Below are 21,458 nucleotides of genomic sequence, written 5' to 3' on the forward strand. Positions count from 1 at the left end.
GTGTTCGAGCCGGACTCGACCGTGCCCGGCAAGCCTCTCTGGCGACGCCGGACACGGGCCCACGCCTCCGGCCCGTGCCACGAGACGCCGCACAGCGGCCAGGAACGAGGAGTGAGATGCCTGCCAGCGCCCCCAGCACCCCGGCGGACCCGCGTACGGCCCTGATCACGGGCGCCACCAGTGGAATCGGACTCGCGGTCGCCCGCGCCCTGGCCGCCTCCGGACTCCGCGTGTTCCTGTGCGCCCGCTCCGCGGACGACGTGGCCGCGACGGTCGAGGAACTGCGCGACCACGGCTACGAGGCGGACGGCGCGGCCTGCGACGTCCGGTCCCGCGCGGAGGTGGCCGACCTGGTCGCCACCGCCGTCGCGGCGTTCGGACCGGTCGACGTCCTGGTCAACAACGCCGGCCGCAACGGCGGCGGAGTCACCGCCCAGCTCCCCGACGAGATCTGGTACGACGTCGTCGACACCAACCTCAACAGTGTCTTCCTGGTGACCCGGGAGGTGCTGGCGGCCGGCGGGATGCTGGAGCGGCCGCGCGGACGGATCATCAACATCGCGTCCACCGGGGGCAAGCAGGGGGTCGTCCTGGCAGCCCCGTACTCCGCGTCCAAAGCCGGCGTGATCGGCATGACCAAGGCCGTCGGGCTGGAACTCGCCTCCTCGGGAACCACCGTCAACGCGGTCTGCCCCGGCTACGTGGAGACACCCATGGCCGAGCGGGTGCGCAAGGCGTACGCCGAGGCCTGGGACACCGGCGAGGAACAGGTCCGCGAACGCTTCGAGGCCAAGATCCCGCTCGGCCGCTACACCACGCCCGAGGAGGTGGCGGCCATGGTCGGCTACCTCGTGTCGCCCGCCGCGGACGCCGTCACCGCGCAGGCGCTCAACGTCTGCGGCGGTCTCGGCAGCCACTGACCCCCGCCGCCCCCTTCGGAAGGTGCACACCCGTGTCCCAGACCAGCCCCCGCACCACCACCCCGCCCACCGGCCCGGACGTCGTCGGCAGTCCCTCGACGCGCACACCGGGCGAGCGCCCCGGCGACCCCGCACGTGTCGACGTGGCGCACACCGTCACCGTGCCGGCGGCGCCGGACGTCGTCTTCGCCCTGCTCGCGGATGTCGAGAGATGGCCGCTGATCTTCCCGCCCACCGTGCACGCCCGGTTCCTGGAGCGGGCTCCGGACGAAGGCGGCCCGGAACGGCTCCAGCTGTGGGCCACCGCCAACGGCGGCGTACGCACCTGGACGTCCCGCCGCCTCGTCGACCCCGTACGCCGGCGCATCTCCTTCGGGCAGGACCGCCCGCAGAGTCCCGTCGCCGCCATGGGCGGGGAGTGGATCGTCAGCCCCGCGGACGCCGGCAGCGAGGTGGTCCTCACCCACACGTACGCGGCCGTCGGGGACGACGCCGAGACGCTCGGCTGGCTGGAGAAGGCGGTCGACGGCAACAGCCGTGCCGAACTGGGCGCCCTCGCCGAGGCGGCGCGGGAGAAGGAGGCGGGCCTGGAGACGGCCTTCACCTTCCGCGACAGCCTGCACATCGAGAGCACCGCCGCCGAGGTCTACGGCTTCCTGGACCGCGCGGAACGCTGGGAGCAGCGCCTGCCGCACGTGGCGCGGGTGCGTCTGACCGAGGACCTGCCCGGTGTGCAGATCCTGGAGATGGACACCCGGACCGCGGACGGGTCGTCCCACACCACCCGGTCCGTCCGTATCTGCCGGGCGTCCCGCAGCATCCACTACAAGCAGCTCGTCACTCCCGCCCTGCTCCGGGTGCACACCGGCAGCTGGCTCCTGACGGAGGACGACCGGGGCGTCACGGTCGTCGCGGAGCACACCGTTGTCCTGGAGACGGCCGCCGTGGCCCAGGTGCTCGGTCCGGACGCCGACGTGCGGCAGGCCCGGGCCTTCGTCCGGGACGCCCTGGGCCGCAACAGCTCCGCCACGCTGAGGCAGGCCAAGGCCTTCGCCGAGGGGACGTCCGGTGCCTGACCTCCTGGACGGGCTCCCCGCCCGCGCCGACCTGCTGCTGCGCGCCGCCGCGCAGCGCCGCGGGGACCGGCCCGCGCTCGTCCTCGGCAGCCGTACGGTCACCTACGCGGAGCTCGACGCCGCCGTGGACCGGTGCGCCGCCGTCCTGCGGGAACGCTTCGGCGGCGGGGGAGCGGTCGTGGCGATCGGAGCAGACCTGCACCCCGACGTGGTGGTCGCCTACCACGGCGCCCTGCGCAGCGGTAACCAGGCGCTGATGGTGATCCCGCTGCTGCGCGAGCAGCAACTGCAGTACGTGCTGGAGGCGTCCGGGGCGCGGGCCGCGCTGGTGGGAGCGGGGCTGTACGACCGGTTGGACCGGGTGCGGCACGGGCTGCCCGGGCTGGAGCTCGTCGCCGTGCTGGGGGAGGAGCCCGCCGACGCCGCCCCCGGAGCGCCCCGCCTCGCCGGGCTGCTGGAGAGCGCGGTGCCCGGGGTGCCCGAGTGGCACGCCGACCCGGAGGCCCCGGCCGCGCTGCACTTCACCAGCGGCACCACGGGACTGCCGAAGGCCGTGGTGCTCAGCCACCGCAACGTGACGGTCAACGCCGTGCAGACCGCGCGGGCGCACGGGCTGGAGGCCGGCTCCGTCACCCTCGTGCACTTCCCCAGCTACCACCCCATGCACATGAACTCCGCGCTGGCCGCCGGGGCGACCCAGGTGCTGGTGCCGGAGGCCGACCCCGCCCACGCGATGGAACGGGCCCGTGCGTGCGGTGCCGCGTTCGTCTACTCGCTGCCCGCCCGGCTGGCCCGGTTGGCGGCGCACCCCCGGCTCTCCGGAATGCGCCTGCCGGACGCCGTGATGATCGCCTCCGGGGGTTCCGCCCTGGCACCTGCCCTCGCCGGCACCCTCTCCCGGCACTTCGGCGTTCCCGTGGTCCAGGGGTACGGGCTCGCGGAGGCGTCCCCGCTGACCCACTTCGACCGGCCGGGCGACCACCTGCCCGGATCGGTCGGCAGACCCGTCGAAGGGACGGAGCACCGTGCGGTCTCGCTGGAGGACGGCTCCGGACTGCCGCCCGGGGAGCACGGGGAGATCCAGGTCAGGGGGCCGCAGGTGATGCGCGGATACCTCGATCCGGCGCACGGCCCGGCCGTCGACGCCGACGGCTGGCTGGCCACCGGTGACGTCGGCCGCATCGACGGGGACGGCCGGCTGCATCTCACCGACCGGATCAAGGACGTCTTCAAGTGCGACAACTGGCTCGTGGCACCGAGCGAGATCGAGGCGCTGCTGGCCGAGGACCCCGCGGTCGCCGACAGCGTCGTCCTCGACAGGCCGGACCCGGTGTCCGGCGCGGTCGCCCACGCGCTCCTCGTCCTCGCCGACCCGGACTCCCCGGGGGAGGCGGAGGAGGCACTCGGCCGGCTCAACGCCCGCCTGCCCTACTACAAGCGGATCCGCAGCCACGACGTGGTCGCTCGGATCCCCCGTACCCCCAACGGCAAGATCCCGCGGCGCGAACTGCGGGCTTCCTTCCACGCACGACTCGACGGAGGTTCCCCGATGGTGATCCTGATCAACGAGTTCATCCTGACCTCGGCACCCGAGGAGTTCGAGAAGGTCTTCGAGGCCAGCTCGGTGTACATGCGCGAGCAGCCGGGCTTCATCGACCACACCCTGGTCCGCTCCATGACCAACCCGAACACCTACATCAACATCGCGCGCTGGGAGGATGCCGCCGCGCACATCGAGGTCGTCCGGTCCGAGGGCTTCCAGGACCACATCCGGCAACTCGCGGGCGTCGCCAAGGCGACCCCCCAGCTGCACACCGTGGTGTCGCACGTTGAGCGCTGACCCGCTGGGCCTGGCGGGCGTCCCGGTCCTGGTGGCCGGGGCGACCGGCAGGGTCGGCGGCGCGGTCGCCCGCGCCTTCGCCGCACGGGGGGCCGAGGTGCTGGTGCACGGCCGGAGCGACGGGGGCACCAAGACCCTCGCCGACGCCCTCACCGCCGGGTACGGCGTCCGCGCGCACCCGCTGACCGCGGACCTCACCTCACCCGACGCGCCGCGGGCGCTGCGCGCGGGACTCGCGGCGGCCGGCGTGGAACGGCTGAACGTCCTGGTGAACTGCGTGACCGGGTACGACGGACTGCCCCGGTCCGCGGCCGACCTGACGGCCGAGGAGTTCCGCGCCGTGCTGGAGACCGACCTGGTGGCGGTGCACACGCTGGTCGCCACCGCCCTCCCGCTGCTCGTCGCGTCCGGCCGGGCCAGGGTGGTGCTGCTGTCCTCGCTCGCCGGGGTCCGCGGCCGGCCGGCCGCCGCCCACCTCTGCGCCGCGAAGGCGGGGGTGGCGGGCCTGACGCTGGCTCTGGCCCACGACCTGGCGGGCCAGGGCGTCCGGGTCAACTGCGTCGCACCCGGCCCCGTGCAGGAGCCCGGCGTCGCGCACGCCGGCCCGCTGGGGCCCGGCGTCGCGCCCAACACCCCCGACGAAGTGGCGGGTTGCGTCGTCGCACTCGCCTCCGACCTGTCCAGCCCCGTCACCGGCCACCTCCAGGTGGTCAACGGCGGGCGGCCCTGACCACACGAAGGCGGTCACACAGCATGAACGCGCCCCTCACGCACCACAGTCCTCGTCCCGAGAGGCATCCGGGCCTCCTCCCGCCCGGCCGGATCGCCCTGGTCACCGGAGCCTCCCGCGGCCTCGGCCGAGCCGTCGCGCACCGGCTGCGCACGGACGGCTGCCACGTCTACCTCAACTACGCCCACGACGACGCCGCCGCCGCCGACGCGGTCGAGGCGGCGGCCGGCCTCCCGGGCAGTACGACCCCCGTCAAGGGGGACATCCGCTCGGCGGACTTCCTCGAGGGGCTCCTCGACAGGATCCGGGACGATCACGGACAGCTGGACATCCTCGTGCACAACGCCGCGACCATGCACCCGATGCTTCCCGTGGCCCCGGAGGTCGCCCCCCTCTTCGACGAGATCGCCCTCGCCCTGAACCCCCTGCTGCACGGCGCCGCCACCGTCGCCAAGCTCATGCCGGAGGGCGGCAGGGTCGTCGCGGTCTCCGGCAACGGGGCGTTCGAGGTGATCCCGCACTACCTGGCGACCGGTGTCGCCAAGGCGGCCCTGGAGAACCTGGTGCGCTACCTGGCCGTCGACCTCGCGCCGTTCGGGATCACCGTCAACGCCGTCTCCACCCATCTCCTCGACAAGGGGGAGCACACCTCCAACCCCGCCATCGCCGGCCTGCTGGCCTCCCGCACCCCAAACGGGCGTCTCACCCGGCCGGAGGACGTGGCCGACGTGATCGCCCTGCTGTGCGCACCGGAGGCCGCCTGGATCCAGGGACAGGTCGTCGTGGCCGACGGCGGTCTCGGCCTGCGTGCCTGAGGAGGCGGACATGGACATCACCACCGACATCTGCGTGGTCGGGGCCGGCCCGGCTGGTCTCACCCTGGCCCTGCTGATGCTGCGTTCGGGCGCCCGGGTCACGGTCCTGGACCGCACCCGCTCCTTCGAGCGCGAGTACCGCGGCGAGATCCTCCAGCCCGGCGCCATGACCCTGCTCGACCGTCTCGGGGTGCTCGACGGGGCACGCGCGCGCGGCGGGTACGAGCTCGGCCGGTTCCAGCTGGTCGAGAACGAGCGCCTGCTGATGGACATCGACTACGGCACCCTTCCACCGCCCTACGGCTTCCTGCTCAGCCTGCCCCAACGGCACCTGCTGACCGAGCTGTTCGAGGCCTGCTCCCGGTACCCGGAGTTCACCTACCTGGAGGGCTGCGGCATCCGGGAACTCGTACGGGAGGGGGGCGCCGTCACCGGCGTGGTGTGCGGCCGGGGTGACGACCGCCGCCGGATCACCGCCCCGGTCACCGTCGCCGCGGACGGCCGCTACTCCAGGACCCGCCGGCTGGCGGGCATCGAACAGCACCGGCTGGACGCCTTCGCCCACGACATCCTGTGGTTCAGGGTTCCGGCCGGGGGCAGGACGGACCGCTCGGTGCGGGTGCACCGCACCGGAGGGACACCGGTGCTCATCTACGACTCGTACCCCGACTGCGTGCAGATCGGATGGACCCTGCCCCACAACGGGTACCGGCGGCTGGCCGAGGAGGGAGTCGAGTCGCTGCGCTCACGGATCGCGCACGCGGTGCCCGACTACGCCGAGCAGGTCCTCGACCAGGTGAAGACGCTCAACGACCTGACCCTGCTCGACGTCTTCTCCGGCTACGCGGACCGGTGGGCGGACGACGGACTGGTCCTGGTCGGGGACAGCGCGCACACCCACAGTCCGATCGGGGCGCAGGGGATCAACCTCGCCCTGCAGGACGCCGCACTGCTGCACCCGGTCCTGATGGACGCCCTGGACAGCGGTGACTTCGGCGAGTCCGCGCTCTCGCGCTGGGTGCCCGAGCGCAGGAAGGACATCGACGCCGTCTTCACCCTCCAGGCCAGACAGAGCAAGGCCATGCTCGGGGGCGGGAGCCGGCTGGCCGGGGCGGTACGGCCCCTGGCGGCGCGCGCCCTCGCGCACACCCCGCTCTACGGGAAGATCCTCCGTGCCATCGCGTTCGGCGCCCGGCCGATCACCGTGCGCTCGGATCTGTTCGGCGAGGCGGAACCCCTGCGCGGAGAGGCGGCCGGAGCATGAGGATCATCGATCTGTCCTCACCCGTCGACGCGTCGTTCTGGGAACCGGACGAGGTGGTGCACCGCGTGCTCGACGCCCACCAGGCCGCCGTGCACGTACGGGACGAGATGAAGGAGCACTTCGGGCTGGAGCTGGATCCCGAGGTCTTCCCGGACGGCGCCTTCCTCACCAACGACTACCTGACGCTCACCGCCCACACCGGGACGCACGTCGACGCCCCCGCGCACTACGGTCCCGCGGAAGGGTCACACACGCCCCGGACCATCGACCGGATGCCGCTGGACTGGTTCGTACGGCCCGGAATGGTCCTCGACCTCCGGGACGTGGGTACGGGAACAGCCGGAGTCGCCCATCTGGAGCGGGAGTTCGAGCGGGTGGGGCGCCGGCCCCGGCCGATGGACGTGGTGCTGCTGCACACCGGTGCCGACCGGAACCTCGGCAAACCGGAGTACTTCACCGAGTTCACCGGCCTGGACGGGCCGGCCACCCGCCTGCTGCTCGAACTGGGGGTGCGGGTCATCGGCACCGACGCCTTCAGCCTCGACGCGCCGTTCACCCACATCATCCGCGAGTTCCACCGCACGGGGGACAAGGCGGTCCTGTGGCCCGCCCACTTCGCCGGGCGCCGTGAGGAGTACTGCCAGCTCGAACGGCTCGCCAACCTCCAGGACCTGCCGGTGTCGACCGGGTTCACCGTCAGCTGCCTCCCCGTGAAGATCGCCGGAGCCGGAGCGGGCTGGTCGAGGGTGGTGGCGCTGCTCGACGAGTGAACACCGGCCGACGTCCGGGGGCGTCGTCCGGCGTGCCGTGCGATCGCCTGTCAGGTCATTAGTTAGTCGGCTATATTTTGACCGGCGCGAGCTCCAACTCGCGTCCCTCGCGGCGCATTCGGCGCCGGTTCCCTTCGCACCGCCCGCATCGGGCGGGCTATGGAAAGGCATTCATGGAGAACAGGAAGCTCGGCGCCGCCGGCCTCGGCGTCTCGGCCCTCGGCCTCGGCTGCATGGGCATGGCCGGCGCGTACGGCACGGCGGACACGGACGAGGCAGTCGCCACGGTCCGCCGGGCGCTGGACCTCGGGGTCACCCTGATCGACACGGCCGACTTCTACGGGCCGGGCACCGCCGAGAAGATCGTCGCCACGGCACTCGAGGGACGCCGCGACGAGGCCGTGGTCGCCACGAAGTTCGGCATGCGGCGCCCGGCGGCCGGCCCGCCGTTCGTCGACGGCAGCCCCGCGTACGTCCGCGAGGCCTGCGAGGCGTCCCTGCAGCGCATGGGGCTGGACCACATCGACCTGTACTACCTCGCCCGCCTCGACCCCAAGGTCGACGTCGAGGAGACCGTCGGAGCCCTCGGCGAGCTCGTCGCCGAGGGCAAGGTCCGGCACATCGGGCTCTGCGAGGTCTCCGCACGCACCCTGCGGAGGGCGAACGCGGTCCACCCGATCGCCGCCCTGCAGACCGAGTACTCGCTGTGGGAGCGGCACGTCGAGGCGGAGATCCTGCCCGCCTGCCGTGAGCTCGGCACCGGCTTCGTGGCGTACAGCCCGCTCGGCCGCGGATTCCTCACGGGCGCCTTCGACAGCGCCGAGGACCTGGCCGAGGACGACCAGCGCCGCAACCACCCGCGCTTCCAGAGCGAGAACTTCGACCACAACCGCGACCTGGTGCGCACGGTCGAGGACATGGCGAAGGAGAAGGGCGTCAGCCTCACCCAGCTCGCGCTGGCGTGGGTGCTGGCCCAGGGCGGCGACGTCGTGCCGATCCCCGGCACCCGGCGCGTCTCCCACCTGGAGCAGAACGTCTCGGCCGCCGACGTGCGGCTGACCGAGGACGAGGTCGCCCGGCTCTCCGGCCTCTTCCCCGCCGGTGCCACCGCCGGACTGCGCTACCCCGCGCACTTCATGCGGACGATCGACCAGAGCTGACGCGTGCCGGCCCGTCGCGGCGGAAGGGTGCCGTCCCTCCGCCGCGACGGGCCGCGGCGCTTCCCGGCTCCGGCTCAGCGCCCGTTCACGCCGTCCAGCCGGGCACGCGCAGGATCTCCACCACCGCGCACGACCAGGTGAATCCGGCGCCCACGCCCATCAGGACACAGAGGCCGCCCGGCCCGAGCGCGCCCGAGCGGACCAGATGCTCCAGCCCGGCCGTCTGGTCACCCGCGCCCAGGTGTCCCACCCGGCTGCTGAATTCCCAGGTCGTCCGGTCGGCCCCGATCCCCAGCGGACGCAGGCAGTTGGTCTCCAGCCGGCGGCGCCCGAAATGCGGCAGCACCCACCGGGAGATGTCCGCGGCCTCGACCCCCGCGTCGGCCAGCGCCTCCTTGACGGCGTCCCGCTGCCCCGCGGTCACCCGCGCCACACTGAACGACATCCCGGCCCGGGCCACGTACCGCTTCTTGTGCGCCTCCAGGTCCAGGACACCCGCCGGCGCGGTCCGGGCCTCGCCGAAGGGGTCGCCCTCCCGGTGCATCCCCTCCAGTTCGGGGTCCGAGACCACGGCCAGCGAACGCACCCGCGCGAAGCCGCCCCCCGCCGACAGCAGCATCGCCGTCCCGCCGTCGGCGTAGACCGTCCCCGGGTCGCTGCGCCACCGGTCGAAGCCCGGCGGACAGAACCGGTCGGCGGTGGTGAGCAGCACCTCCCCGCCCCCCTGGGCCAGCACCGCGGACGCCAGCAGCAGGGCCGCCATGCCCCCGTTGGACACCTGGCGCACCTCCAGCGCCGGGCAGCCGGCGCGGACGGACCGCCGCTGGACGTACGACGCGGTGCCCCACAGGGCGTTGCCCTGGTCGTACAGACTGGCGTGCAGCAGCATCCGCACGTCCGAGCCGTCCGTTCCCGCGCGCCGCAGAGCGAGGCCCGCGGCCCGTACCGCCATCTCCGCGGGGGCCGGCGCGTCGTCCTGGCACACCGTCACCGACCGCATGCCGCTCCGCCGTGCCGCGGCCTCGTCCACATCACCCCGGGCCACCGCCTCGGCCACCGGCTCGGCGGGCGGCAGCCAGGTGCCGAGACCGGCGACGTAGAGCTGATCGCACCTCATGGACATCCTCTCCGGGCCCGCACCCACGGGCGCCCCTCAGATCGTCCGGCCCGCTTCTCGACCGCCGATCGAGGACTGCTGGAGGACCTCGATCCGCGGTCGAGCGTGCCTGTAGCGGGCACGGCGAGGATCGGCCCCGCGGACCGCCCTTCGCGGTACGCGGGAGGGGAAACGATGACGAACCCGACGCCGGCGCCCGCCGCCGAGCCGCTGCCCGTCGCGCTCCTGCTGCCTGGTCAGGGAGCCCAGCACCCCGGCATGGCCACCGGACTCTACGGGCACGACGAGGTCTTCACCGGTGCGGCGGACGAGGTGTTCGACGCTCTCGGCGCCCCGGGCACCCACGTACGCGACGACTGGCTGGGGGAGCGGCCCGGCGTACCGATGGACCATGTCACCCGGTCTCAGATCCTGCTGTTCACGATCGACTACGCCCTCGGCCGGACCGTGGAGTCATGGGGGGTCCGCCCGGCGGTGCTGCTCGGCCACAGCGTCGGCGAGATGGCGGCGGCCGTCCTGGCCGACGTGTTCACCCTCGCCGACGCCGCGCGTCTGATGTGGGACCGTGTGACCCGCCTCGCCGACGGCCCGGCCGGCGGGATGGTCGCGGTGGCGGCCGCCCCCGACGCGCTGACGCCCTACCTCCGCGACGACGTCGTGGTGGGAGCGCACAACGCGCCCCGCCAGACGATCCTGGCCGGCCCCGAACCGCACCTGGGCCAGGTCACCCGGGAGTTGCGCGAGCAGGGGCTCGTCTGCCGGACCGTGCCGTCCTCGACGCCCTTCCACAGTCCGGTGCTCGCCCCACTCGCCGCCCGGGCGGAACCGGCCTTCGCGGCGGTCCGTGCCCGGCCACCCGCCCTCCCGCTGATCTCCGGTTACACCGCCGCCCCGCTCACCGCGCGCCAGGCCGCGGACCCTGCCTGGTGGTCCTCCCATCCGGTGGCGCAGGTGAGGTTCTGGCCGGCGCTGGACCACCTGCTGGGCGGCCCGGGGCGGCAGCTCGTCGAATGCGGGCCCGGCCGGGGGCTGTCCGCCCTCGCCCGGCGCCACCCCGCGGTACTGGCCGGGCGCAGCAGGGTCCTTCCGCTCCTGCCCGCCGGCCCGGCCGACGCGTCCCGTACCCGTGACGACCTGGCCGCCGCCCGCTCTTTCCTGACCGCGCACAGCGCCTGACCGGTGCCCCTCCGTCCCGGCGGGCCGCCACCGGCCGGACCGACCCCGCAGAGCAGAAAGGCCGACCCGATGACGACCACGGACTCCCCGGCGCCGACAGCCGGACCGTTACCCGCCCCGCCCGCCGCCTCCGGCATGCGCCGCCGCGTCGGTGAACTCGGCGCCCTGCGCGCCCAGGTGCACGCCGGGCCGGGCGAGAAGGCGACCGGGGCCCAGCACGCCCGCGGCAAACTGACCGCCCGGGAGCGCATCGACCTCCTGCTGGACCCGGGCACCTTCCAGGAGGTGGAGCGGTTCCGCCGGCACCGGGCCACCGGCTTCGGCCTGGAGACGAACCGCCCGTACACGGACGGGGTGATCACCGGCTGGGGGGAGGTCGAGGGGCGGACCGTCTTCGTGTACGCACACGACTTCCGCATGTTCGGGGGCGCGCTCGGCGAGGCCCTCGCGGCGAAGATCCACAAGATCATGGACATGGCCCTCGCGGCGGGAGCGCCCCTGGTCTCCCTGAACGACGGGGCCGGTGCCCGCATCCAGGAGGGCGTCTCGGCGCTCGCGGGCTACGGCGGGATCTTCCGGCGCAACACCCGCGCCTCGGGGGTGATCCCGCAGATCAGCGTCATGCTCGGACCGTGTGCGGGCGGCGCCGCGTACAGCCCCGCGCTCACCGACTTCGTGTTCATGGTGCGGGGGACGTCCCAGATGTTCATCACGGGTCCGGACGTGGTGAGGGCGGTCACCGGTGAGGAGGTCACCCTGAGCGGCCTCGGCGGCGCGGACGTCCACGCGGAGACCTCCGGGGTCTGTCACTTCGCCTACGACGACGAGGAGTCCTGCCTCGTCGAGGTCCGCTACCTGCTCGGACTGCTGCCGGCGAACAACCGGGAACGCCCGCCCCGTGCCGAGACCGGCGACCCGGCCGGACGGCGCTCGCCGAGGCTGCTGGACCTGGTTCCCGCCGAGGGCAGCAGAGCGTACGACATGCGCGAGGTGATCGCCGAACTGGCGGACGACGAAGAGGTGCTGGAGGTCCACGAGCGCTGGGCCCCCAACATCCTGTGCGTCCTGATCAGACTGGCCGGGGAGGTCGTGGGTGTCGTCGCGAACCAGCCGCTGTCGCTGGCCGGGGTGCTTGACATCAAGGCGTCCGAGAAGGCGGCGCGGTTCGTCCAGATGTGCGACACGTTCAACATCCCCCTGGTGACCCTGGTGGACGTCCCGGGGTTCCTGCCCGGCGTCGGCCAGGAGCACGACGGAATCATCCGGCACGGCGCCAAGCTGCTCTACGCCTACTGCGACGCCACGGTCCCCAGGATCACCGTCATCCTGCGCAAGGCGTACGGAGGCGCGTACATCGTCATGAACTCGCAGTCCATCGGCGCCGACCTCACCTTCGCGTGGCCCACCAACGAGATCGCCGTGATGGGTGCCGAGGGCGCGGCCAACGTCATCTTCCGGAGGCAGATCGCCGAGGCGGAGGACCCGGACGAGGCCCGTGTCCGGCTGGTGAAGGAGTACCGGGCCGAACTCATGCACCCCTACTACGCGGCGGAACGTGGGCTGGTGGACGACGTCATCGACCCCGCCGCCACCCGGGAGACCCTGGCAGCGGCCCTCACCGTGCTGCGGACCAAGACCGCCGAGGCGGCACCCCGCAAGCACGGCAACCCACCGCTGTAGCGCCCGGGGACCGGCCCCGGGCGCGCCGCCGGGCCCGGGGAAGGCCGGCTGGCCACCTCACGCGTCGTAGACGTCGGCCTTCTTCGGGGAGGGGTCCTGGACCTGGCCGCTGAGGACCATGGAACGGTTGTCGAAGCGCTCGGTGTCGACACCGTGCTCCTTCAGGACCCGCATCGTCGCGGAGTGGACCACCCGCAGGACCGGGGTGGCCGTCCGCATGGCGTCGTCGGCCATGAAGCGGTGGCCCCAGGGCTTGGCCGCCCAGGCGTGGCGCAGTCCGAAGGGCTCGGGCAGGACGATCTTGCCGCCCAGGTAGTCCAGCAGCGGCGGGTACCAGGTGAGGGGTGCGCGCAACGCCAGCCGGACGACCTCGCTCGCCTTGACGATCGGCAGCGAGATGCTCCGGGTCTCCCAGAAGCGGACGGCCTTCTTGACCGTCTTCGTCGGTGCCTCCGGCTTGGTCAGGAAGAGACCGTGGACCGGGCCCAGAGCGTGTCCCGTGACCTCGATGCGCAGCGTCTCGTGGAGCACGGTGACGGTGATCAGCATCGTGATCACCAGCTGGCCGTCCCAGAGGGTGAACTGCACACCCAGGTAGTGACGGTCGCCGCTGCCGAACTGCTGGTGGTTGCAGATGCGCTGTATCTCGTGGGGCTTGACCTGGAAGGTGGCGACGTCCTCACCCTCGGGCCGGGAGACGGAACCCGCGTTCTCGCCGACCGGGGAGACGATCCAGTGCTTCACGGACGGAGTGGGGAACCCGCCGGTGTTCAGCGGACCGCGCTCCAGCATCTTCAGCTGGTCGTGGATGGCCCGCACGACGTCCCAGCTGCGGAACTGGTGGATCTCCTTGGAAGGATCCTGCGGGGTGAGTTCCTCGGCGAGCTGCCAGCTGCCCCAACGGGTCCCCATCCCGAGGATGCCCTTGGGGCCCGCGTAGAAGACCGAGTTGGACTGCTGCTCGGCGGAGAGCTTCTCCAGGCCCTGGCGCAGCGCCTCGCGCGCGGTCTCGTTGGGGTTCTTGGGCACGGCCTCGGGGATCTTCGCGCTGACGCCCCCGCCCGAGAGGAGCCCTTCCCAACGGGCCCGCAGGTCCTTGACGGAGGCCTCCGCGACGCGCTTGGCGAGCAGCCAGCCGATCAGCGGGGCGATCGCCGCGGCGCGGAGGTAGAGGGCCAGGAAGCCGGTGAGCGGCATGGTGATCAGGAAGAACGCGGCGGCGGCCCCGAGCGCGACGAGCAGGACACCGCCCAGCGCCTGGAAGAACTTGTCCTTGGACTTGTTGAGGAAGTCCCGGAGGCGGAAGGCCAGGACCCAGAGGAGCAGGCCGGGCAGGAAGACGACGCCGAAGACGACGGTGATCAGGGTGAGCTTCGAGTCGCGCGCCTTACGCAGCCGGGTGGCGGAGAGGCAGTGCTCGACGACGGTCTGCGGATCGGAGCCGAAGGACTGGATGAGCGCGGCGCGGCCGCCGCCGAGCATCCGCTCCTGCACGGCCCGGGAGAACGCCTCACCCAGATTCGGCTTGAAGTAGTCGGACTTGAACAGCTTGGACTGGCCCGGTTTCACCTCGGACTTGTGCCAGTCGCTGTTGGCCTTGAGGATCTCCGTCACATCGCTGTCGCGGTACGCGGCGGAGGCGAGGGCGTTGGTCGCCACCGCCTGTCCTCCGGACCCCTGGAGCGGGATCTGCGCTCCAGGAGAGAAGTCGAATCCGTCGTTGGCCACTGTCGCCCCCACTCACCCGCACGGTCTGCTCCTGCGGCTGTTCCCAACTACGGTACGTCGCACACCTTCTGAGCTGGGCCCACAGCCTATCGTCCGGGCGGTGCGCCCGCCCGGAGAACAGGGCCGCAGGCGGGCGCCGGGCGCCATTTCCGGTCAGCTAGCCGCTCTTTGATCCGCTTTCCGCCGTTTCGCGGATGCGGGCGGCGAGTTGCGGTGGCATCGGTTCGTGCCGGGCGTACGCCCGGTCGAAACGTCCGGTGCCGTGCGTCAGGGAGCGGAGGTCGATCGTGTACCTGCCGATCTCGATCTCCGGCACCTCCGCGCGTACGAGCGTGCGCTCCCCGGTCGCCTGCTCGGTGCCGACGACCCGGCCGCGCCGCCCCGCCAGGTCGCTCATCACGGCCCCCACGTAGTCGTCGGGAACGAGGACACCGACCTCGGCGACGGGTTCGAGGAGCGCGACGCGGGTGTCCGCAGCGGCCTCGCGCAGTGCCAGCGCGCCGGCCGTCTGGAAGGCGGCGTCGGAGGAGTCCACCGAATGGGACTTCCCGTCGACCAGGGTGACGCGCACGTCGACGAGCGGATTCCCGGACGCGACCCCGCGGGCCGCCTGGGCGCGTACGCCCTTCTCCACGGACGCGACGAACTGCCGCGGCACAGAGCCGCCGACGACCTTGTCGACGAACTCGACGCCCGAGCCGGGCGGCAGCGGCTCCACCTCGATCTCGCACACGGCGTACTGGCCGTGGCCGCCGGACTGTTTGACGTGCCGCCCCCGCCCGGCGGCCCGGGAGGCGAACGTCTCGCGCAGCGGCACCCGGTGGGGTTCGGCGTCGACCTGGACGCCGAAGCGGCTGCGGAGGCGTTCCAGCGCCACCTCCGTGTGCGCCTCGCCCATGCACCACAGGACGACCTGGTGGGTGTCCTGGTTCTGCTCCAGGCGCATCGTCGGATCCTCGGCGACCAGGCGCGCCAGTCCCTGGGAGAGCCTGTCCTCGTCGGCCTTGCCGTGGGCCCGGACGGCCAGCGGGAACAGCGGGTCGGGCATGGTCCACGGCTCCAGCAGCAGCGGTTCGCCGTTCTCCGAGAGGGTGTCCCCGGTCTCCGCCCCGCCGAGCTTCGAGACGCACGCCAGGTCCCCCGCGGCGCAGCTGTCCAGGGGGCGCTGCTGCTTGCCGAAGGGCGAGGAGAGGGCGCCGACGCGGACCTCGGCCCCGTGGTCCGGGCGGGTCCGGCCGCCGGGGTCGCCGAGGCCGTGGCCGCACACGTGCACGGTGGCGTCGGGGCGCAGGGTGCCGGAGAAGACGCGGACGAGGGAGATCCGGCCGACGTACGGGTCGGACGAGGTCTTCACGACCTCGGCGAGCAGGGGGGCCGCCGCATCACGGACGGGAAAGGGGCGCTGGGTGCCGTCCTGGGTGGTGACCGCCGGAAGCACGCGTTCCGCGGGGGAGGGGAAGCCGCGGGTGATCAGGTCCAGGAGTTCCACGGTCCCGATGCCCTGGCGCGCGCCCTCGAGCGCGGGAGCCGCGGTGAGGACCGGGTGGAAGGCGCCGCGTGCGACGGCTCGCTCCAGGTCGTCGAAGAGGGTCGCGACGTCGATCCCGTCCCCGGAGAGGTAGCGGTCCATCAGGGTCTCGTCCTCGCTCTCGGCGATGATCCCCTCGATGAGCCGGTCACGTGCCTCCTTCAGGGGGCCGCGCTGTCCGTCGGAGGGCGGTCCCTCCCGCCGTTCCCCCGACGAGTAGTCGAAGACCCGCTGGGTGAGAAGCCCGGTGAGTCCGGTGAGCGGGGCGTGCCCGTCAGGTCCCTCGTCCCCCTGCACGGGCACGTACAGGGGGAGCACGGCGTCGGGGTCGTCGTGTCCGAAGATCCGGCCGCAGATCCGGGTCAGCTCGTCGAAGGGCGTACGCGCGGTGTCCAGGTGCGTGACGACGACGGCCGTCGGCATGCCGACGGCCGCGCACTCCTCCCGGAGCGCCCGCGTGGTGCCCGCCACCGCGTCGGCCTCCTGAGCGGCCGAGACGACGAAGAGGGCCGCGTCCGCCGCGCGCAGACCGGCCCTGACCTCCCCGACGAAGTCCGCGTAGCCGGGTGTGTCCAGCAGGTTGATCCTGTGGCCCTCCCAGTCGACGGGGACCAGCGAGAGCTCCACGGAACGCCGTCGGCGCTGTTCCGTCTCGTCGTGGTCGGAGACGGTCGCGCCGTCCTCGACCCGGCCGGCCCGGTTCAGGGCGCCGGCGGTCAGCGCCAGCGCCTCCACCAGGGTGGTCTTGCCCGAGCCGCTGTGACCGACCAGCGCGACGTTCCGTACGGAATCGGGCCGGCCGGCCGTCACCGCCCTGCCGGCGGCCCCGGTGTGCGTGCGTGTCCTGTCGCCCATGACTGCGTGCCTCCCGATCGGTGGCGTGGTGCCGCAAGAACTCGGGTGTGGATGCACGGGCTAACGGGAGCCGCCGCGGCGGCTTCGGCGACGCCCGCGGTCCTTCGAGCTTTTCACCCGGGCCGGACCCCGTCCATACGGCGGGCGCGGCGGCACAGGACTTCCGGGACATCCGGCGGGACGGGGTGCCCCGCCGGTGCCGGGCACGGCTCGTGACTACGATGGGCCAGCCGGTGGCCGAAGGGGCCGCGGCGCCCACCGAACCTCGGGAAGGCCATGCTGAACAAGTACGCGCGTGCATTTTTTACGCGTGTCCTCACACCGTTCGCCGCTCTGCTGCTCCGTCTCGGGGTCAGCCCCGACACGGTCACGCTCGTCGGCACGGCCGGAGTGATGGCAGGTGCGCTGGTCTTCTTCCCGATGGGGGAGTTCTTCTGGGGCACGATCGTGATCACGGTCTTCGTCTTCTCGGACCTCGTCGACGGCAACATGGCCCGTCAGGCGGGCATCTCCAGCCGGTGGGGCGCGTTCCTGGACTCGACGCTCGACCGGGTGGCGGACGGGGCGATCTTCGCCGGGTTCGCGCTCTGGTACGCGGGCGGCGGCGACGACACCGTGCTGTGCGCGGTCGCCATCTTCTGCCTGGCCAGCGGCCAGGTGGTCTCGTACACGAAGGCACGGGGTGAGTCGATCGGTCTGCCGGTCGCCGTCAACGGGCTGGTGGAGCGTGCCGAGCGGCTCGTGATCTCCCTGGTCGCGGCGGGCCTCGCCGGTCTGCACGGCTTCGGGGTGCCCGGGATCCAGGTCCTGCTGCCGATCGCGCTGTGGATCGTCGCCGTGGGCAGCCTGGTGACGCTGATCCAGCGGGTGGTGACCGTACGCAGGGAGTCCGCCGAGGCGGACGCCGCGGCCGCCGCCCAGGGCGGGAGCGGGGCGGCGCAGTGAGCAGAACCCGGTCCGACCTGAAGGGACGCCTGACGGACGGGCTCTACGGCCTCGGCTGGGGCGCCGTCAAGAAGCTGCCCGAGCCCGTCGCCGCCGCGCTCTTCCGCAACCTGGCCGACCAGGTGTGGAGGCGGCGCGGGAAGTCCGTGCTCCGGCTGGAGTCCAACCTCGCCCGGGTCGTGCCCGACGCGGACGCCGCCCGGCTCGCCGAGCTGTCGCAGGCCGGCATGCGCTCGTACATGCGCTACTGGATGGAGTCCTTCCGGCTGCCGACGTGGAGCCCGGAGCGGATCAAGGCGTCCATCGACGTCCGTGACGCCCACCGGCTCACGGAAGGGCTGGACGCGGGCCGGGGCGTCGTCCTCGCGCTGCCGCACCTCGGGAACTGGGACCTGGCGGGCGCCTGGGTCACCACGGATCTCAAGGTGCCGTTCACGACGGTCGCCGAGCGGCTCGAGCCGGAGACCCTCTACGACCGTTTCGTGGCGTACCGCCAGGGGCTCGGCATGGAGGTCCTCCCGCACAGCGGCGGGGCCGCGTTCGGGACCCTCGCCCGGCGGCTGCGCGCGGGCGGGCTCGTCTGCCTCGTCGCCGACCGCGACCTGTCGGCCTCCGGCGTCGAGGTGGACTTCTTCGGCGCCACCGCCCGCATGCCCGCCGGGCCGGCCCTGCTGGCCCAGCAGACCGGTGCCCTGCTGCTGCCCGTCACCCTCTGGTACGACGGCACCCCCGTCATGGGCGCGCGGGTCCATCCGCCCGTCCCCGTACCGGAGACGGGCACACGGGCCGAGAAGACGTCCTCCATGACCCAGGCGCTGGCCGACGCCTTCGCCGACGGGATCGCCGAGCACCCGGAGGACTGGCACATGCTGCAGCGGCTCTGGCTCGCCGATCTGGACCCCCAGGGGGAAGCCCCGTGAAGATCGGCATCGTCTGCCCGTACTCCTGGGACGTCCCGGGCGGGGTGCAGTTCCACATCCGCGACCTGGCCGAGCACCTGATCCGCCTCGGCCACGACGTCTCGGTGCTCGCGCCCGCCGACGACGAGACGCCGCTCCCGCCGTACGTCGTGTCCGCCGGCCGGGCCGTGCCCGTCCCGTACAACGGCTCGGTCGCCCGGCTGAACTTCGGATTCCTGTCCGCCGCGCGCGTGCGGCGCTGGCTGAACGACGGCACGTTCGACGTCATCCACATCCACGAGCCCACCGCGCCCTCGCTGGGCCTGCTCACCTGCTGGGCCGCGCAGGGGCCCATCGTGGCCACCTTCCACACGTCCAACCCGCGCTCCAGGGCCATGATCGCGGCGTACCCGATCCTCCAGCCGGCACTGGAGAAGATCAGCGCGCGGATCGCCGTGAGCGAGTACGCGCGGCGGACGCTGGTCGAGCACCTCGGCGGCGACGCCGTGGTCATCCCCAACGGGGTCGACGTGGACTTCTTCGCCCGGGCCGAGCCGAAGGCCGAGTGGCAGGGCGGCACGCTCGGTTTCATAGGCCGTATCGACGAACCGCGCAAGGGACTGCCCGTCCTGATGAAGGCACTCCCCGCGATCCTCGCCGCCCGCCCGGAGACCAGGCTCCTGGTCGCCGGACGCGGTGACGAGGAGGAGGCCGTCGCCTCGCTGCCCCAGGAGATGCGCTCGCGCGTCGAGTTCCTCGGCATGGTGAGCGACGAGGACAAGGCACGGCTGCTGCGCAGCGTCGACGTGTACGTCGCGCCGAACACCGGTGGCGAGAGCTTCGGCATCATCCTGGTCGAGGCACTGTCGGCGGGCGCGCCCGTCCTCGCCAGCGACCTCGACGCGTTCGCGCAGGTGCTCGACCAGGGATCCGCCGGCGACCTGTTCGCCAACGAGGACGCGGACGCCCTGGCCGCGGCCGCGATCCGGCTGCTGGGAGACCCGGAGCGGCGCGAGGGGCTGCGGGAACGCGGCAGCGCGCACGTGCGCCGCTTCGACTGGACCACGGTCGGTGCGGACATCCTGGCGGTGTACGAGACGGTGACGGACGGGGCGGCGGCCGTGGACACCGACGAACGCACCGGGCTCCGCGCACGCTTCGGGCTCGCGAGGGACTGAGCGCGGACCTCCCGGCCCGGGGCGCCGGGCCGGGAGTCAGGCGGGTCCTGGCCGTACCGGCGGGCCCGGACGGCCACCGCCGACGGTAGCCTTGCCGCCCGTGATCGAAATCCTCATCTGGACCGTCGTCGCGCTGTTCGCGATCGGCCTGTACCTCAGCTGGACCGCCGGGCGGCTCGACCGGCTCCACGCCCGCATCGACGCGGCACGGGCCGCGCTCGACGCCCAGCTGCTGCGCCGTGCGTCGGTCACCCAGGAACTGGCCACGGCCGGGGTCCTGGATCCCGCCGCGTCGATCGTGCTGTACGAAGCGGCCCACGCCGCACGGCAGGCCGAGGAGGACCAGCGCGAGGTCGCGGAGAGCGAGCTGAGCACCGCCCTGCGGGCCGTCTTCGGCGAGACGGCGCAGGTCGACGCCGTGAAGGAGTTCCCGGGCGGTGAGGACGCGGCGAGGGAACTGGCCGCCGCCGTGCGCCGGGTGCCGATGGCACGCCGCTTCCACAACGACGCGGTGCGGGCCGCCCGGGCCCTGCGCAGGCACCGGACGGTGCGACTGCTCCGGCTCGCCGGCCACGCCCCGTTCCCGCTCGCCTTCGAGATGGACGACGAACCGCCGGTGGCCCTGGCTGACCGCCCCGGCAGCTGACGGCGGCCCCGCCCGTTCACGTCGGGAACGGGCCGGAGCGCCTGCTGGGGCGGTCCGGCCCGGCGGAGCGGTGACCCGGCCGCGCGCGGGCTCGCGGGACGCACGGACCGGTCCACGGGGTGTTCATTGGCCCTTGCTGTGGACTGCTCCGGGGGCGTTTGCTCGGAGAAGCAGCACCCCGTTGTCTCCACCCCAGTGAGGTCGATTCGTGTCCACGCTTCCCAGCACCCCGCAGTCCGCCGAGACCCCGGCCACCGGCACCGCCCGAGTCAAGCGCGGCATGTCCGAGCAGCTCAAGGGCGGCGTGATCATGGACGTCGTCAACGCCGAGCAGGCGAAGATCGCCGAGGACGCGGGCGCCGTGGCCGTCATGGCCCTGGAGCGGGTGCCCGCCGACATCCGCAAGGACGGCGGCGTGGCCCGGATGTCGGACCCGAACATGATCGAGGAGATCATCGAGGCCGTCTCCATCCCCGTCATGGCCAAGTCCCGCATCGGCCACTTCGTCGAGGCCCAGGTGCTCCAGTCCCTCGGCGTCGACTACATCGACGAGTCCGAGGTGCTCACCCCGGCCGACGAGGTCAACCACAGCGACAAGTTCGCCTTCACCACCCCGTTCGTCTGCGGCGCCACCAACCTGGGCGAGGCCCTGCGCCGTGTCGCCGAGGGCGCGGCGATGATCCGCTCCAAGGGCGAGGCGGGCACGGGCAACGTCGTCGAGGCGGTCCGGCACCTGCGTCAGATCAAGAACGAGATCGCCCGGCTGCGCGGCTACGACAACAACGAGCTGTACGCCGCCGCCAAGGAGCTCCGCGCCCCCTACGAGCTGGTCAAGGAGGTCTCCGAGCTCGGCAGGCTGCCCGTCGTCCTGTTCTCGGCCGGCGGCGTGGCCACCCCCGCCGACGCGGCCCTGATGCGCCAGCTCGGCGCCGAGGGCGTCTTCGTGGGCTCCGGCATCTTCAAGTCCGGCGACCCGGCCAGGCGCGCCGCCGCCATCGTGAAGGCCACCACCTTCTACGACGACCCGAAGATCATCGCGGACGCCTCCCGCAACCTGGGCGAGGCCATGGTCGGCATCAACTGCGACACGCTGCCCGAGGGCGAGCGCTACGCCAACCGCGGCTGGTAAGC

At 72.9% G+C, this 21,458-nt stretch carries 18 protein-coding genes; 15 read left to right on the forward strand and 3 right to left on the reverse strand.

The features are described 5' to 3' along the window. The first annotated feature begins 116 nt into the window (after positions 1-116). From IA22_RS0119315 to IA22_RS0119350, 8 genes are all read left to right on the forward strand, one after another. Positions 117-920 carry an SDR family NAD(P)-dependent oxidoreductase gene (locus tag IA22_RS0119315; RefSeq protein WP_014157327.1) on the forward strand — a complete coding sequence of 268 codons (804 nt, stop codon included), beginning with the start codon at positions 117-119 and terminating at the stop codon, positions 918-920. Positions 921-952: 32 nt separating this feature from the next. Next, positions 953-1,996, forward strand: coding sequence for an aromatase/cyclase (locus IA22_RS0119320; protein WP_038272619.1), 1,044 nt, complete (start codon positions 953-955; stop codon positions 1,994-1,996). Further along, positions 1,989-3,836 carry an AMP-binding protein gene (locus tag IA22_RS0119325; RefSeq protein ID WP_030124291.1) on the forward strand — a complete coding sequence of 616 codons (1,848 nt, stop codon included), beginning with the start codon at positions 1,989-1,991 and terminating at the stop codon, positions 3,834-3,836. Before IA22_RS0119320 ends, IA22_RS0119325 begins: the two co-directional genes overlap by 8 nt. Then, positions 3,826-4,566, forward strand: coding sequence for an SDR family NAD(P)-dependent oxidoreductase (locus tag IA22_RS0119330; RefSeq protein ID WP_014157330.1), 741 nt, complete (start codon positions 3,826-3,828; stop codon positions 4,564-4,566). The genes IA22_RS0119325 and IA22_RS0119330 overlap by 11 nt, the downstream gene beginning before the upstream one ends. A gap of 23 nt (positions 4,567-4,589) precedes the next feature. Further along, complete coding sequence (locus IA22_RS0119335) at positions 4,590-5,381, forward strand: SDR family oxidoreductase (RefSeq protein ID WP_014157331.1); 792 nt, start codon at positions 4,590-4,592, stop codon at positions 5,379-5,381. Between the two features lie 10 nt (positions 5,382-5,391). Then, positions 5,392-6,645, forward strand: coding sequence for an FAD-dependent monooxygenase (locus IA22_RS0119340; protein ID WP_014157332.1), 1,254 nt, complete (start codon positions 5,392-5,394; stop codon positions 6,643-6,645). After that, complete coding sequence (locus IA22_RS0119345) at positions 6,642-7,415, forward strand: cyclase family protein (RefSeq protein ID WP_014157333.1); 774 nt, start codon at positions 6,642-6,644, stop codon at positions 7,413-7,415. The genes IA22_RS0119340 and IA22_RS0119345 overlap by 4 nt, the downstream gene beginning before the upstream one ends. 173 nt (positions 7,416-7,588) lie before the next feature. Further along, a complete protein-coding gene (locus IA22_RS0119350) occupies positions 7,589-8,575 on the forward strand; it encodes an aldo/keto reductase (protein WP_014157334.1) in 987 nt (328 codons plus the stop codon). An 85-nt stretch (positions 8,576-8,660) separates the two neighbouring features. On the opposite strand, the gene IA22_RS0119355 is transcribed toward IA22_RS0119350, so the two are convergent. Further along, the gene (locus tag IA22_RS0119355; protein WP_014157335.1) at positions 8,661-9,692 is read right to left on the reverse strand and encodes a ketoacyl-ACP synthase III family protein; all 1,032 of its coding nucleotides are present in this window, start codon (positions 9,690-9,692) and stop codon (positions 8,661-8,663) included. 174 nt (positions 9,693-9,866) lie between these two features. Between IA22_RS0119355 and IA22_RS0119360 the strand changes: the two genes are divergently transcribed. Next, positions 9,867-10,868 (forward strand): acyltransferase domain-containing protein, encoded by a 1,002-nt coding sequence (locus tag IA22_RS0119360; RefSeq protein WP_014157336.1) that lies wholly within the window; start codon positions 9,867-9,869, stop codon positions 10,866-10,868. A gap of 135 nt (positions 10,869-11,003) precedes the next feature. Beyond that, on the forward strand, positions 11,004-12,548 hold the full coding sequence (locus IA22_RS0119365; protein WP_106973257.1) for an acyl-CoA carboxylase subunit beta: 1,545 nt from the start codon (positions 11,004-11,006) through the stop codon (positions 12,546-12,548). A 57-nt stretch (positions 12,549-12,605) separates the two neighbouring features. Here IA22_RS0119365 and IA22_RS0119370 read toward each other — a convergent pair whose 3' ends face one another. After that, positions 12,606-14,276: a hypothetical protein gene (locus IA22_RS0119370; RefSeq protein WP_030124293.1), complete on the reverse strand. Its 1,671-nt coding sequence runs from the start codon at positions 14,274-14,276 to the stop codon at positions 12,606-12,608. A 157-nt stretch (positions 14,277-14,433) separates the two neighbouring features. Continuing rightward, positions 14,434-16,659: an elongation factor G-like protein EF-G2 gene (locus IA22_RS0119375; RefSeq protein ID WP_030124294.1), complete on the reverse strand. Its 2,226-nt coding sequence runs from the start codon at positions 16,657-16,659 to the stop codon at positions 14,434-14,436. A 276-nt stretch (positions 16,660-16,935) separates the two neighbouring features. Between IA22_RS0119375 and pgsA the strand changes: the two genes are divergently transcribed. From pgsA to pdxS, 5 genes are all read left to right on the forward strand, one after another. Continuing rightward, positions 16,936-17,604, forward strand: coding sequence for a phosphatidylinositol phosphate synthase (pgsA, locus tag IA22_RS0119380; protein ID WP_030124295.1), 669 nt, complete (start codon positions 16,936-16,938; stop codon positions 17,602-17,604). Further along, a complete protein-coding gene (locus IA22_RS0119385) occupies positions 17,601-18,524 on the forward strand; it encodes a phosphatidylinositol mannoside acyltransferase (RefSeq protein ID WP_015576402.1) in 924 nt (307 codons plus the stop codon). The genes pgsA and IA22_RS0119385 overlap by 4 nt, the downstream gene beginning before the upstream one ends. Beyond that, complete coding sequence (locus IA22_RS0119390; protein ID WP_014157342.1) at positions 18,521-19,681, forward strand: glycosyltransferase family 4 protein; 1,161 nt, start codon at positions 18,521-18,523, stop codon at positions 19,679-19,681. Before IA22_RS0119385 ends, IA22_RS0119390 begins: the two co-directional genes overlap by 4 nt. A 100-nt stretch (positions 19,682-19,781) precedes the next feature. After that, on the forward strand, positions 19,782-20,327 hold the full coding sequence (locus IA22_RS0119395) for a hypothetical protein (RefSeq protein ID WP_030124296.1): 546 nt from the start codon (positions 19,782-19,784) through the stop codon (positions 20,325-20,327). A 208-nt stretch (positions 20,328-20,535) separates the two neighbouring features. Continuing rightward, positions 20,536-21,456 (forward strand): pyridoxal 5'-phosphate synthase lyase subunit PdxS, encoded by a 921-nt coding sequence (pdxS, locus tag IA22_RS0119400; RefSeq protein ID WP_030124297.1) that lies wholly within the window; start codon positions 20,536-20,538, stop codon positions 21,454-21,456. Positions 21,457-21,458: the final 2 nt, after the last annotated feature.

Origin of the sequence: Kitasatospora papulosa, assembly GCF_000717245.1 — a bacterium.
GTDB classification, from domain to species: Bacteria; Actinomycetota; Actinomycetes; order Streptomycetales; family Streptomycetaceae; genus Streptomyces; species Streptomyces papulosus.